Genomic DNA, 13,399 nt, shown 5'->3' on the forward strand with positions numbered 1-13,399 from the left:
ATAAAAGACTTACCTTTGCAATTATGGACTTTGAAGCATTAGTAAAACATATCAGCACGATACAAAGCACGTTGCAGGCGCAAGCCGCACACGCTGTAAACCTCGCCCTGACTGCCCGCAATTGGCTCATGGGCTGCTATATCGTGGAGTTTGAGCAAAACGGTGAAGACCGTGCCGCATACGGCGAACAACTGTTGAAGAAACTGGAACAGCGGTTGAATGTCAAAGGACTGAACGAGCGCAGGTTTCGTGAGTTCCGGCGGCTATACCTTGTTTATCCGCAACTGAAAGAGCCTATCGCACAATACATATTGGCAGGAAGCGAAATTCGGCACACACTGTCCGCCGAATTCACAGACCCAATTCGGCACACGGTGAGTGCCGAATTACAATCCGTTAATAATCAACCAAGTGAATGGAATACACAAGCTGATAGATTATTTGAAAGATTACCGTATTCTCATTTAAAGTTTATTTCTAAAATAGAAAATCCGGTCAAACGTGCTTTCTATGAAATGGAAGCAATAAGGGGTTGTTGGTCAGCAAGAGAACTGGAGCGGCAAATCAATTCCCTCTATTACGAGCGCAGCGGATTGTCGAAAAACAAAGAAGCCTTATCTGCTTTGGTGCAACGGCAAGCCATGCCGCTGCAGCCCAAAGACATTATTAACACGCCCGTTACGTTGGAGTTCTTGGGATTGAACGACCGTGCTTTGGTAACGGAAAACGACTTGGAGCAATCCATTCTGGACAACCTGCAACGCTTCCTGTTGGAAATGGGACATGGCTTCTGCTTCGAAGCACGCCAAAAGAGAATCCTGATAGACGGGGATTATTTCTTTGCCGACCTCGTGTTTTATCACCGCATTTTGAAATGCCATGTCATCGTGGAATTGAAGATAGACAAGTTCCGCCACGAATACGCTTCGCAACTGAACCTATATCTTAACTACTTCAAGGCGGAAGTGATGCAACCCGACGACAATCCGCCTGTCGGCATCCTGCTTTGCACCGAGAAGGGCGACACGTTGGTAAAATACGCCACTGCCGGATTAGACCCGAACATCTTCGTGCAAAAGTATATGATAGAACTTCCCACTGAAGAGGAAATTAAGAAGTTCATTTCAACTGCAAACTATTAGCAATAAAAAACACTACTGGCGAAAAGAAGGAAAGCCATTCTTTCTCTTTTCGCCAGCACGTTTATTACTGCCAACAAGAATAGGTTTAGGTTAGTTTGGATGTATATACAAAAGACAGAACTAAACCGTAAATGCAGACGATAATTATAGCAAGTCACTTATGATACATTCTGTTCTTCCAAGACTATATTAGCATCATTATCGCATTTTTCAGGCTTAATCCGCTCTATACGACGAATATGTTTTGCCCTATTAGCTATAATTAACGGTACACGCTCGACAACAACAACCGATGTGTCAAGCCCCAACGCACTCGGTTCTCCAATGCCTATCTTTCTAATTAATGCATAAAGGCTCATCAGCAAATTTTGTCGGCGGTTACGGGAATCTTCAGGATAATATATCCGGTGGATAATAATAAAGCGAAAATCACCCGGTATGCCATTCTTATGCAATGAAGGATAAGAACTTGTTAGTTCTACTTCACCATCCGCAACAAGGTCATCAACTACTTGTCGTAAATAAAGGCTCACGCGCGGTTCTATACGAAAACCTATACGCATGGTTATACTAAACAATGTCCCTTTTATTAATGTGGAACAATTATATTCAAGTGTGTCTGGTGTATCCACAAATTCAAGGTTAATAAGCCAATAATGATCTGCCCGTTTAGGCTGCTTATTAATTATGGAATACAACAATTTATCGTCCACACAACCTTCTTTGTGTGCATGATTCACATAGACAAGATTAGAAGCATATTTGGATATGCTTTCGTCCGCCTTAATATCAGAAATAATGTTGTAGTATTCACTTAACCGTTTGGAAGACATATGTTTTCGACGAATTTTGTTGGCACTTACCCATACAAACATGATAAAACATAATAATCCACCTATTAACAGCGTAAACCAACCTCCGACCATAAATTTGGACAGGTTTGCAGCAAGGAAAATACCTTCAATAACACAATATCCGCCGACAAACAGTATTGATAGAATGCGTGGAATGTTATGCATATGCAAATAGAATCCCAACAACAATGTTGTCATCAACATTGTAATAGTTATGGCAAGTCCATAAGCGGCTTCCATGTGGGTGGAATCTCGAAACAACAATATAGTAAATATTACTCCAATATACATTACAAGGTTTACCATTGGAATAAATGACTGACCTTTTACGTTGGTAGGGTGCTTAATACGCATACGAGGCCAGAAATTCAAGTTCATAGCTTCACTCAATATGGAAAATGAACCGCTTATTAGAGCTTGGCTCGCAACAATAGCTGCCCCGGTAGCCATTGCTATGGAAAACAACAGTATTTCTTGTGGCATGATTGAATAAAATGGGTTCACTGTACCTTCTGCACTTTCCGGATGATGCAATACCCACGCTCCTTGCCCCAAATAATTTAGAATAAGCATCACCTTTACAAATATCCAACTGACCGTAATATTTCGTCTGCCACAGTGCCCTAAATCAGAGTATAAGGCTTCTGCACCAGTGGTACACAAGAAAACGGCACCCAATATCAGAAACCAGTGGGGGGATTCCACTAATAACCGTATGGCATAGTAAGGATTGAATGCCTTGAATACTTGAGGATAGGAAGTCAGACTGATAGCTCCGGCGATTCCAAGAAGCAGGAACCAAAGTAGCATAAATATGCCAAATGACCGTCCTATATTTTCTGTACCAAAACGCTGAACGAAAAATATAATGGTAATAATGGTCAGTGTAATAGGAATCACAGGCAGATGCGGACTGATACTTTCAAGTCCTTCTATGGCAGTTGTGACCGTAATGGCTGGAGTGATAATACCATCAGCAAGCAAAGTGCTCGCACCGATAATGGCAATGATGTAAATCCACCTTCTTCTGTGGCGGCGTAAAAGGGCATAAAGCGCAAGTATGCCACCCTCCCCGTTATTGTCGGCACGGAGAGCCACCAGCACATATTTCACCGTAGTCTGAAGAGTAAGCGTCCATATGATACAAGACAATGCGCCTAAAACATAATTTTCATCAAGAGCTTCTCCAGTATGAATGATGGCTTTCATAACATAGAGTGGCGATGTTCCAATGTCACCAAAAACAATACCCAATGTGATGAGTAACCCGGCAAATCCAAGTTTATGTTGAATATTGCCTTCTTTTGATAGGTTTGCCATAAAAAGTAGTTTTTTGTTCTACATATATTTGTTTTCCTTTTAAGCGGCGCAAATATAAAATAAAATCTTAACAATAAGATTTCACTTTTCTTTTTTCGTGAAAAATATCATATAAACCTTGACGATGGTCAAGGCTTGTCTAAAAAAATAGTCTGTTTGAATTACGTATAACTATTAAACTCAAAAGCCGAAGTTATGGGACTTATCCTTCACCTCGGCTTTTTGCTATTTACTGATTTCCTAACCTATCAGCTTCCTTTTTCAACTGCTCAGCCTGCTCATTAAGCAGCTTTGCCCGTTCCAAGGCTTCCGCCTGCCTGCGGCAACGTTCCTCAAAATCTAGTACCGAATCCGTCAGGTTGCGGATAAAACGCTCGTCCCGCTGCCACTTGAACTTATTCTCCAGTCTTTCAAGGGTATTGCCGTCCGCTTGTCCCTGCATCAGCAGATAACGGTATTTCATGTCGTTGTCCTGCAACTGCCCCATCCGTTCAGCCAGACGGACATTCAGGAACAGGGACGTGGCACAGACAATCAGACCTGCCGAAAAGAGGAATAGCTTCGGGCGTACCAAAGAAGTTACTTTGTTGTAAATCCGCCGATGAAACGGTACGGGTTTGGCTTCTTCTTTTTCTGCCATGCGCTCATCATGGTACCGCTTCATTGTTTCCAGCATTTCCTTGAGACAGCCGAAAGTGGCTACTACATAATTCTTGACCTCCCCGAAAGATTGCCGTTGTTCCTGTCCTGATTTCCGCAGTTCGGCAAGCCGGGTCAGGATGTCTTGCAACTCTTTTTCGGGAACCGCCGGGTTCCTGCGTAACTCAGACAATGCCCGTTCTATAGCCTCCAGTCGGGAAAGGGTTTCCTCGCGTCCGGCTGGCGTCACCTGCGCTTCCTGCTTCTCCTTCAGTTCCGTGACCATGGAGAGAAGCCCCTCTAAAATCAAATTTTCTTCCATATCCGTTTACAGTTTAAGTTGTCTTTTCTTTTTCTTCTTCTTTTTTCTCAGACTCCAGTCAATTTCTTCGTCCGATGGAGCAGACGGCGAAACATCGAACAAGCTGAACAAGCCGCCCATTGAAGGGCTGTCGTTCCTTTGCGGTGTTTGCTCAGGCTCCAAAATAGGTGCGGAAACTATCTGCTGGCGACTATTTTCTACGGTATCCATTCCTGCGTTCCCGAAATGCTTATCCAGTTTGGAGAAGCTGAAATTGCGGTCTATTTCCGAACCTTTGAACGTATAGGCACCTTTGGTGAAGGAGATGCCCTGCACCTCGTCTGTACGCCCTTTATACTTGAAGCGGATGCCGATGCCCTTTTCTGCCAGCCGCTCCTGTAACTGCCGCCAACTTTTGGACTTGCCGATTTCATTCCTCACAGTCGTGTAAATCTCGTATTTCGACTTGTCCGGCTCTTTCAGGCGATGCCGCTTAACCAGTTCCTTGCCTTTGGCGAAGTATAGCCCGTGCTTGGCTTTCAGCTTCTTGCACACCTGCTCGTTGCGGTACATGTCGTTCCTGTCCGAGATGGTCTTGCCGTTGTTGTCTATGCGATTGAACACGATATGCACATGCGGATGCTCCCTGTCTTGGTGGCGCACGATGATGTACTGCGTATCGGTGATTTTCATCTCGCGCATATACTCTTGCGCAAGTTGTATCATCTTCTCGTCCGTCAGCTTGGGCGCATCGTTTACCGAATAGCTCAGCGCGATATGTCCGACTGGCTTGCCCAGACGGGGATTCATGGAGGCTTGTGCGCAGAAGCAGCGGATGATGTCCTGCCTGCTTTCCGCCAGTACTCCGTCCGCATGGAGCAAGACCGCCTGCTGCTTGCCCAGCACGTAGTCCACACAGCCCTTAAACCCGCTTCCTTTCCTTATTTTTCCAATCATCCGACAAATGGCTTATGATTTCCACTATCCTGTTCTTAAGTTTCACCAGTTCGACCGCCACTTTCGCAAAGCCTCCGGCATTTGCCCGGTGCGCCAGCTGGTTGATGTTGTTCGCTTCGCCTGCCAGTTTGCGGAGGATGTCCGTATCCTGCCTGTTCAGCCGGGGCGTTATCTCTGCCGACACGACAGCCTGCCGCACATACTCGCTGACACGCAGCCCGGCTTCTGATGCCCGCTTCCTAACGGTGTAATACTGCAACTCGGTCAGCTTCGTGCTGACCACACGTCTTTGCTTGTCTATCCGGTTCTTTGCCGGACGACCGCCTGATTTGTTCCTTGTATCTGTCATACATTTTTGTCTTTGGAAGTTGTCTTGAAAATTGCGACCGACGGGAGCGGTTTCCTTTGCGGGGAGCAAAGCAAGGCGGTTTCGGTCTACCGAAACATAACCTTGCTTCCCCTAAGAAACGTCTGCCCGTTGCTCACAGTGTCTATCTCCGCCGGGTTAGATTCCCCTGCCTTTCTTCTGCCTTAGCAGCAGTTTCTGTCCGTTTTTCTGTTCCTGCTTCCTGCCGCACAGGTAATCGTTCAGGTCGGAATATTCCCGGTAATTGTGCGAGAAATCCCGTACCCGATAGGAGTATTCCGCTGTGATGGCTTGCGTTGCCCGGATGCCTGCCCCGTCATTGTCGAGCAGGCAGTGGATGCGTTCATATTGCCCCAATGCGTCAATGGCTTTCTGTACATTGGCGGTGGAGTTGAGTATGACGTAATCCTGCCTGTCAAGGTTGGGCATGACAGGGCAGTTCTTTGTCCTTAGCGTGAGGAATGAAAGATAATCCATGAAGCCTTCGAACACCAGGCACTTCTCCCTCGGTTCGCCCTGTTGCCGGATATGGGTGATGTCTTTCGGGGCAATGCAGCCTTTGAAAAAGGAGTTGCGCACCTCGTAGCCGCCAACCACATTCGGGAAACCGATGGCGAAGTAGGGCTTGCCGTCATGAGGGAAACGCAGTTCCCTGCATTCTCTTTTTGCCAGTGTAAGGTCAATGCCACGCCCCTGCAAGTAACGGAGCAATGCCGGATGGGTGAGGTCACGGACTTCCAAATGTTGAAAACTCGGTGCCGACCTTTGCTGCCGAAAAGAAAAACTGACCGGGCGGACATGCTGTGCCTGTTCTGCTATCCGGTTTAAGAGGTACGGCAGATGGTCGGAACAGTAAAGTTCCTGTGCCAGTGCGATGATGTTGCCGCCTTTGCCAGCCCCGAAGTCATACCATTGTTCCCGTTCTGTGTTTACTTTAAAGGATGCTTCATGTTCCTCCCTCAGTGGCGATTTGTACCATAGATTCGCTCCCTGCTGCTTGACGGGTGAATATCCCAGACTGTGCAGGTAATCGGTGATGGGTATTTTCTTTGCTTCTTCAATGTTCATAATGCAAACTTTTTAGTGGATGATGAATAATTGGGAAGTGTACCAGTCCGGTTTAGACCTTCATATATACGCCCGTACTGTACCGGACTTGATTGCCGGGAGTGACGGGAAACGGGAAGTCTGTTCCCCTTATATATATGTCCGAACTAAACCAAACCTGTTTTAGTAGTGAAAATCGGGATTGTAACGGTATCCCTTTCCTTCCTTTACAATCATACGCTTGTTCACGAGGAACGTGTTCAATGCCACGAGGACATTGCGTCCCCGCTCGTAGCCGATGCTTGCATAGCCCTGCTTCAACGCGTGTATGACGTTGGAATAGCCCTGCACGGTGCGCTTGCCGAAACCGTTTTCCAACGCCGTGCGGTGCTGCTGTTCAGTCAGTTCCGTAAGCGGGAAACTTTTTTCCTGCTTGGGCTGCTGGAATACATAGCCGTCCACGACTTCGGGCAATGCGCTGTCGTTGATGCGGAAGGCGAAAGGCTCGAAGTCCCGGTCGCGTATATGTGCCGCCTTTACCTCGCTGATGTTCCCGTCCTGCGTGCTCTTGGTGATTTGCAGGACGGTTTCCGCCTTGTTGTTCAGTTCCGTGCCGATATGTCCCCTCGTATTGTCATCCCCCTTGTTCAGATGCAGCACGGTATGAATGTGCAGGTTGTATCCGCTTGACCAGCGCATGAGCAGGTTTATCAGGTCGGTCGATTCGCTGGGGCTGTTGATGTCATACATCAGGTCGCGGATGCCGTCAATGATGAGCAGCCCCACATCGGGCATGTTCTCCAGCATATACTCGATAATCCGCTTCCGCATGTCAGGGGTCTGTTCCCGAAGTACGATGAAAACAAAGTCGTCCCTGTCCTGGTCGGTCGGCAGCCCGGCAAGCCGCAGGATGCGTTCCATCACCTTGTGGCAATGGTACCTGCTCTGTTCGGTGTCCACATAAAGGATTTTCCGTTTGTCCGGAGGCAGGCACGCCGAATAGTGCAGCACCTCGTCATTGGTCAGTGCCGCTGCAACGATGGCGGAGATGTTGAACGGCTTCTTGCTTTTCGCCTTGCCTGTGGAGGCGCTGAAGTTGCCCAGCGTCCCGATGGTGGAGCCGTTTACCCAAAGGATTTCAGGCGGCACATCGTAAGTGTCCGTCACTTTCAGACGGATGCTTTTCCAAAGGGCAGCAAATTCTTCCTTCTTCATGATGGTGTCCCCTTTAGCCTCCGTGCTTTTCTTGTTTTCCATGGGCTTTACTTCTTTAAGGGACGGTTGAGAACATACTTCTGCGCTTCCTGCTCTATCTGCGTTTTGGTCTTTACCGGATTCTGGCGGAGCCATGCTTCCAGTTCGGACTTCTCAAAATAAAGCATCTTCCCCTGCGGCTTGTAATGGGGAATCAGATTGCCCGAAGTCAGCTTGTAAAGGTAACTTTTGGACAGGTTGAGGAATGTGCTCGCTTCATCAAAGCTAAGCACGTTCTTGGTTAGGAACAACATTCTTTCGAGTTCTTCCACTCGCATTTCCAAAGTTTTTTCCATATTGCTTGAAACTTTTTGGTGAAACAATATGAAGGTGCGCACCCTCGTTTTATTTTTGATGGAGCAAAAATCGGCATCCTCCAAAACATCAACACATAAGTTACGGGTAACTCACGTGAAATATTTTTGTTTTGACCTATGCCGACATGCCGCATCGTTTTGTTAACGGGGGCAAAGTTAAAGGCTTGGAAATGAAGTCTAATTGAGCTTTGTTTGACCGCTCAGACTATGCTCAACCTTTTTGCAGTTGCTTGATGTATTTGTCTATGATTTCGTATCCTTTCGGGTAGATGCACTTCACGTTGTCTGTCGCGCTCGACAAGTCGCTGCGTGTGAGGTATTTGTCTTTTATCTTGGCAAGTACCAGCTTGTTGTTGGCTATGACGGACTGCCACTCATAAGCGATATAGTTGTAGCAGCTAAGCTGCATCATCAGATAAGCCAGCAAGCGGTTGTTGTTGGACTTCAATACCCCGTTCAGTTTGCAGGCGAAGAAGTCCGAAAGGATTTTCGGGGTGATTGTCGTGGTGAATATGTGCGCTTCGTTGATACATTCGACCAACAGTTTGATTTGTTGCGTTGTAAGGACTGATTTGAATGGATTGGATTTCCCGACTATCTTGGTCGGCTCAGGCTGTGCCTTCTCTTCTTCTTTTGGCTGTTCTTCTGATTTCTCATCCAAAGGAACAGAGGCATGACTGGCGTTCTCCAGTTGTTGGAGGTATTCCAGATATTGGGTCTGCATGACAAGGCGCACAATGGAAGAAAAGAACGGAAGCTGCTCATCATAGCAAGTGGAAGATTGCAGGTATTTGTCCATATCAAAAGAAGAACATTGGAACGAAATATATTTTTTCCGCTCGTCAAGAGAGAGATTTTCGAAGAAACCGCTTTCCCAAAGGAAGTCCGGCATCAGTATGTCAAAACGTATATTGTGCAAGGCACGGTTCTTTTGGCATAGGGATACAAGGTTCTCGGTCACGTTGAAAATTTCTTGCCGGATGTAGTCATTCATTTGCGCTTCCGTCAGGTATTCACGCTTTAAGGCAAGCGCATTAGTTTTCATCCCGTATTCATGGGCAACACATTTATCAAGTAACTGCTGTATCTTTTTGAAGTTGGTTTCTCTGAAATCTTTCATATACGTTGTGCATTAAAATCGGTTTGGGTTACAAAGATAAGTGATGGATACCGTTTTCAAAGCAAACAAAAGCAGGAGAAAGGAAGAAATATGCAGCATCTTTGTTAATAAAGCATAAATATAAGGTTGCTAAAACGGCGAAAGTACTCTTTCTTTTTCTTTTCGTCAGGAAGTACACTTTTAGTACGCCCGATAAAAAGAAAAACCCTTGATAATCAGTTGATTACCAAGGGTTTGAAGTACCCAGACCCGGGGTCGAACCGGGATGGATGTTACTCCACTGGTGTTTGAGACCAGCGCGTCTACCGATTCCGCCATCTGGGCATTCCATTGAATTGCGGTGCAAAGGTATAAACTTTCCGGCAAAATACAAATAAAATGCCCGTTTTTTTCTTCATTTCAATAAAAAGAGGTGCAAAAATGCTTTCTGCAGCCATCTTTACACCTCTTCTCCTATACTGGTATGAATATTATTTCTGACGAATAAAAATATTTATCGGAGTCCCCGACAGATTCCAGCGCTCGCGAATCTTGTTCTCAAGGAAACGCTTGTAAGGTTCTTTCACATATTGCGGAAGATTCGCAAAGAACACAAACGAAGGAATCCTCGTGTTAGGCAATTGAGTCACGTACTTGATCTTTATGTATTTGCCCTTGTTCGAAGGAGGCGGATATGCCTCAATCAAAGGAAGCATCTCTTCATTCAGACGGGCCGTTGATATTTTTGTCGTGCGCGCCTTATATACTTCCGTCGCTGTTTCAAGCACTCTAAAGATGCGCTGTTTAGTCAAAGCAGAAGTAAAGATTATCGGAAAGTCTGTGAAAGGAGCCAGGCGATTGCGGATTGCATCTTCGTATCCCTTCATAACCGCATCCGTCTTTACCTCAACCAAATCCCACTTGTTTACAACAACCACCAAACCTTTCTGATTACGCTGAATCAATGAAAAGATATTCAGGTCCTGTCCCTCTATCCCACGGGTAGCATCAAGCATCAGGATACAGACATCTGCATTTTCTATCGAACGGATGGAACGGATCACTGAATAATACTCCAAGTCTTCGGTTACCTTATTCTTTTTACGGATACCTGCCGTATCAACCAAATAAAAATCAAAGCCGAACTTATTATAACGCGTATAGATCGAATCACGGGTCGTGCCAGCTATCTCAGTCACGATATTCCGTTCTTCTCCGATGAATGCGTTCACGATGGATGACTTTCCTACATTCGGTCGTCCCACTACAGCAAAACGGGGTATATCCTCATCCAGGATTTCCGAGGCCTCCTTCCTGAACTTGCTCAGAATGCAGTCGAGCAGTTCGCCCGTACCGCTTCCGCTCATTGCAGAAATACAATACGGATCGCCCAAACCAAGCGAATAAAACTCTGCCGCATTATACTGCAACATATTATTGTCTGTCTTGTTTGCCACCACAATCACCGGAGTCTTGGAACGACGCAGAATATTAGCCACATCCATATCCAAGTCTGTCACTCCATTCATCACGTCTACCACGAACAGAATGACATCCGCTTCTTCAATGGCCAAAACCACCTGCTTGCGTATTTCCTCTTCAAAAATATCATCCGAGTTCACTACCCAACCGCCTGTATCTACGACTGAGAATTCCTTACCTACCCATTCCGACTTTCCATACTGGCGGTCGCGGGTTGTACCGGCCTGTTCATTCACAATCGCCTGACGACTCTGTGTCAAGCGATTAAACAGTGTCGACTTCCCCACATTGGGACGTCCTACAATTGCTACTAAATTTCCCATAACATTATTACATTTACGGCTTCGCAGCCGAGATTAATCCAATTGATAGCCGAAATTTTTCAGTTCTTTGTCAGAACTTCTCCAATCTTTATCGACTTTCACAAAAAATTCTATATAGATTGACTTCTGAAAGAAATGCTCCAAAGCTCTCCGCGCTTCCGTAGCCACTTTCTTCAGCGCCACACCATTATGCCCGATAATGATTCCCTTCTGTGATTCGCGCTCCACATAAATAACCGCATTGATGTGAATGCTCTTCTGCTCTTCTTTAAACTTTTCAACCACAACTTCCACCGAATAAGGAATCTCCTTGTCGTAATAAAGCAGGATTTTCTCCCGAATGATCTCAGTCACAAAAAAGCGGGCAGGCTTGTCAGTCCACTGATCCTTGCCGAAATAAGGAGGCGAATCCGGCAGAAGTTCCCTGATGCGCTTCATCACCACGTCTATATTGAACTTCGCCTTTGCCGATATCGGAATGATCTCAGCGTCAGGCAAAAGCGCATGCCAAGCCTCCACTTGTTTAACCAAAGCCTCCTGATTGCTCAAATCAATTTTGTTGACCAGCACTAAAACCGGAACTGTCATTTTTTTAACCTTCTCCACAAAATCCATGTTCTTGTCTGGCTTTTCAACCGTATCAGTCACATACAAAAGGATATCGGCATCAGCCAGCGCAGACTCCGAGAAATTCAACATAGACTCCTGCAGCTTATAATTCGGCTTAAGCACTCCAGGGGTATCAGAGAAGACGATCTGCATATCATCCGTGTTCAAGATTCCCATGATACGGTGACGAGTCGTTTGGGCCTTGAAAGTGGCGATAGAAATACGTTCGCCCACCAACAAGTTCATCAATGTGGATTTCCCCACATTAGGATTTCCCACAATATTAACAAATCCGGCTTTGTGCATAATAATCAATTATTTAATAGCAGACAAAAAAACGCATCGGATCGGGATGCGTTTTTTGTCATTTGAAGAATTTTTCAAATCATTTTCCGTCATATCCCCACTTCACATAGCAGGCACCCCAAGTGAATCCGGCGCCGAATGCGGTGAAGATGATATTGTCGCCTTTCTTAAGCTGCTTCTCATAATCCCAAAGACAAAGAGGCAATGTGGCAGCACTGGTATTTCCATAACGCTGTATGTTAATCATTACCTTCTCCAAAGGAACTTCAAGACGGGAAGCCACAGCATCAATAATGCGCAAGTTAGCCTGATGAGGCACAATCCAGTTAATATTGTCCTTATTCAGTCCGTTGCGTTCAGCTATCTGTGCAGTAGCGTCCGACATGTTTGAAACGGCATACTTAAATACGGTTCTTCCTTCCTGATACAAATAATGCATCTTGTTGTCAATCGTAAAATAAGAGGGAGGACAGACTGAGCCGCCGGCCTTCATGTGAAGGAAAGGAAGTCCTTTTCCGTCGGTTCTCAGCAGAGAATCCATGATTCCGCAGTCTTCTGTCGTGGCTTCCACCATGCAGGCCGCCGCTCCGTCACCAAAAATCGGGCAAGTGGCCCTGTCGGCATAATTGACCATCGATGACATCTTATCGGCACCTACAATAATCACTTTTTTATGACGCCCCGACTGAATCAGTCCGGCTGCGGTATCCATAGCAAAGAGAAATCCGCTGCAAGCAGCCTGAAGGTCGTAGGCAAAAGCGTTCTTCAGTCCCAACTTGTCGCAGAGAATAGAAGCAGTAGAAGGGAAATGATAATCCGGAGTCGTAGTAGCCACAATTACGCAGTCAATAGAATCCGGATCAGAATTCGTCTTCTGCATCAATTGTTTGGCTGCCTTACGCGCCATATAGGAAGTACCCAATCCCTCTTCATTCAAGATACGCCTTTCTTTTACGCCGATACGTGTCATAATCCACTCGTCGTTGGTATCAACCATTCGTGACAATTCTTCATTTGTCAACACATAGTCTGGAACATATCCGCCGACTCCTGTAATTACAGCATTAATTTTTTCCATCCTTTCAAATTTAAGCCTGTGAGTGATAAAAAAAACAGCCGGACGAGCCGAAAAGGCTCTCCGGCTTTATTCCTTACCAAACACATGATGTGTTCAATCAAGCTGTCCGGTTTAGAGGGCAGCTTCTTTTTCAATCGCTAATTTACCTCTATAGTAACCGCAAGCTCCACAAACAGTGTGATAAACATGCCATGCACCACAGTTAGGGCAGATAGCTAAAGTAGGAGCAACTGCCTTGTCGTGAGTTCTTCTCTTGGCAGTTCTCGTTTTTGATTGTCTTCTTTTAGGATGTGCCATTGTTTTA

General features: G+C 45.8%; 13 protein-coding genes and 1 tRNA gene. 1 reads left to right on the forward strand and 13 read right to left on the reverse strand.

Going from position 1 to position 13,399, the window contains the following annotated elements:
* The first annotated feature begins 23 nt into the window (after nucleotides 1-23).
* Nucleotides 24-1,142 carry a YhcG family protein gene (locus tag NW212_RS00435; protein ID WP_071148003.1) on the forward strand — a complete coding sequence of 373 codons (1,119 nt, stop codon included), beginning with the start codon at nucleotides 24-26 and terminating at the stop codon, nucleotides 1,140-1,142.
* A gap of 158 nt (nucleotides 1,143-1,300) precedes the next feature.
* Here NW212_RS00435 and NW212_RS00440 read toward each other — a convergent pair whose 3' ends face one another.
* The 13 genes from NW212_RS00440 to rpmF form a co-directional block, all read right to left on the reverse strand.
* Nucleotides 1,301-3,316, reverse strand: coding sequence for a KUP/HAK/KT family potassium transporter (locus NW212_RS00440; protein WP_191710855.1), 2,016 nt, complete (start codon nucleotides 3,314-3,316; stop codon nucleotides 1,301-1,303).
* A gap of 229 nt (nucleotides 3,317-3,545) precedes the next feature.
* Entirely contained in the window at nucleotides 3,546-4,277 is a 732-nt protein-coding gene (locus NW212_RS00445; protein ID WP_071148004.1) for a hypothetical protein, read from the reverse strand.
* 6 nt (nucleotides 4,278-4,283) lie between these two features.
* Nucleotides 4,284-5,213: a relaxase/mobilization nuclease domain-containing protein gene (locus tag NW212_RS00450; protein WP_258336689.1), complete on the reverse strand. Its 930-nt coding sequence runs from the start codon at nucleotides 5,211-5,213 to the stop codon at nucleotides 4,284-4,286.
* Nucleotides 5,179-5,562, reverse strand: coding sequence for a plasmid mobilization relaxosome protein MobC (mobC, locus tag NW212_RS00455; RefSeq protein ID WP_258336690.1), 384 nt, complete (start codon nucleotides 5,560-5,562; stop codon nucleotides 5,179-5,181). Before mobC ends, NW212_RS00450 begins: the two co-directional genes overlap by 35 nt.
* 156 nt (nucleotides 5,563-5,718) lie before the next feature.
* Entirely contained in the window at nucleotides 5,719-6,648 is a 930-nt protein-coding gene (locus NW212_RS00460; protein WP_258336691.1) for a toprim domain-containing protein, read from the reverse strand.
* Nucleotides 6,649-6,810: 162 nt separating this feature from the next.
* Nucleotides 6,811-7,884 carry an AAA family ATPase gene (locus NW212_RS00465; protein ID WP_258336692.1) on the reverse strand — a complete coding sequence of 358 codons (1,074 nt, stop codon included), beginning with the start codon at nucleotides 7,882-7,884 and terminating at the stop codon, nucleotides 6,811-6,813.
* 5 nt (nucleotides 7,885-7,889) lie between these two features.
* On the reverse strand, nucleotides 7,890-8,177 hold the full coding sequence (locus NW212_RS00470; protein ID WP_022456179.1) for a helix-turn-helix domain-containing protein: 288 nt from the start codon (nucleotides 8,175-8,177) through the stop codon (nucleotides 7,890-7,892).
* Between the two features lie 232 nt (nucleotides 8,178-8,409).
* Nucleotides 8,410-9,318 carry a hypothetical protein gene (locus NW212_RS00475; RefSeq protein ID WP_258336693.1) on the reverse strand — a complete coding sequence of 303 codons (909 nt, stop codon included), beginning with the start codon at nucleotides 9,316-9,318 and terminating at the stop codon, nucleotides 8,410-8,412.
* A gap of 240 nt (nucleotides 9,319-9,558) precedes the next feature.
* Nucleotides 9,559-9,642, reverse strand: a tRNA-Leu gene (locus NW212_RS00480).
* Nucleotides 9,643-9,788: 146 nt separating this feature from the next.
* Nucleotides 9,789-11,102, reverse strand: coding sequence for a ribosome biogenesis GTPase Der (gene der / locus NW212_RS00485; RefSeq protein WP_258336694.1), 1,314 nt, complete (start codon nucleotides 11,100-11,102; stop codon nucleotides 9,789-9,791).
* A 33-nt stretch (nucleotides 11,103-11,135) separates the two neighbouring features.
* Nucleotides 11,136-12,017 carry a GTPase Era gene (era, locus tag NW212_RS00490; protein ID WP_258336695.1) on the reverse strand — a complete coding sequence of 294 codons (882 nt, stop codon included), beginning with the start codon at nucleotides 12,015-12,017 and terminating at the stop codon, nucleotides 11,136-11,138.
* A 79-nt stretch (nucleotides 12,018-12,096) separates the two neighbouring features.
* Complete coding sequence (locus tag NW212_RS00495) at nucleotides 12,097-13,095, reverse strand: beta-ketoacyl-ACP synthase III (RefSeq protein ID WP_258336696.1); 999 nt, start codon at nucleotides 13,093-13,095, stop codon at nucleotides 12,097-12,099.
* Nucleotides 13,096-13,206: 111 nt separating this feature from the next.
* Entirely contained in the window at nucleotides 13,207-13,392 is a 186-nt protein-coding gene (gene rpmF, locus NW212_RS00500; RefSeq protein WP_007565939.1) for a 50S ribosomal protein L32, read from the reverse strand.
* Between the last annotated feature and the right edge of the window lie 7 nt (nucleotides 13,393-13,399).

The organism is Bacteroides sp. ET225, assembly GCF_024733745.1.
Lineage (GTDB): Bacteria > Bacteroidota > Bacteroidia > Bacteroidales > Bacteroidaceae > Phocaeicola > Phocaeicola excrementipullorum.

What these genes read in the sequence shown, in the direction of transcription:
- NW212_RS00435 (WP_071148003.1), top strand. Translation starts at nt 24, where the DNA reads ATGGACTTTGAAGCATTAGTAAAACATATCAGCACGATACAAAGCACG.
- NW212_RS00440 (WP_191710855.1), bottom strand. Translation starts at nt 3,316, where the DNA reads ATGGCAAACCTATCAAAAGAAGGCAATATTCAACATAAACTTGGATTT.
- NW212_RS00445 (WP_071148004.1), bottom strand. Translation starts at nt 4,277, where the DNA reads ATGGAAGAAAATTTGATTTTAGAGGGGCTTCTCTCCATGGTCACGGAA.
- NW212_RS00450 (WP_258336689.1), bottom strand. Translation starts at nt 5,213, where the DNA reads ATGATTGGAAAAATAAGGAAAGGAAGCGGGTTTAAGGGCTGTGTGGAC.
- mobC (WP_258336690.1), bottom strand. Translation starts at nt 5,562, where the DNA reads ATGACAGATACAAGGAACAAATCAGGCGGTCGTCCGGCAAAGAACCGG.
- NW212_RS00460 (WP_258336691.1), bottom strand. Translation starts at nt 6,648, where the DNA reads ATGAACATTGAAGAAGCAAAGAAAATACCCATCACCGATTACCTGCAC.
- NW212_RS00465 (WP_258336692.1), bottom strand. Translation starts at nt 7,884, where the DNA reads ATGGAAAACAAGAAAAGCACGGAGGCTAAAGGGGACACCATCATGAAG.
- NW212_RS00470 (WP_022456179.1), bottom strand. Translation starts at nt 8,177, where the DNA reads ATGGAAAAAACTTTGGAAATGCGAGTGGAAGAACTCGAAAGAATGTTG.
- NW212_RS00475 (WP_258336693.1), bottom strand. Translation starts at nt 9,318, where the DNA reads ATGAAAGATTTCAGAGAAACCAACTTCAAAAAGATACAGCAGTTACTT.
- der (WP_258336694.1), bottom strand. Translation starts at nt 11,102, where the DNA reads ATGGGAAATTTAGTAGCAATTGTAGGACGTCCCAATGTGGGGAAGTCG.
- era (WP_258336695.1), bottom strand. Translation starts at nt 12,017, where the DNA reads ATGCACAAAGCCGGATTTGTTAATATTGTGGGAAATCCTAATGTGGGG.
- NW212_RS00495 (WP_258336696.1), bottom strand. Translation starts at nt 13,095, where the DNA reads ATGGAAAAAATTAATGCTGTAATTACAGGAGTCGGCGGATATGTTCCA.
- rpmF (WP_007565939.1), bottom strand. Translation starts at nt 13,392, where the DNA reads ATGGCACATCCTAAAAGAAGACAATCAAAAACGAGAACTGCCAAGAGA.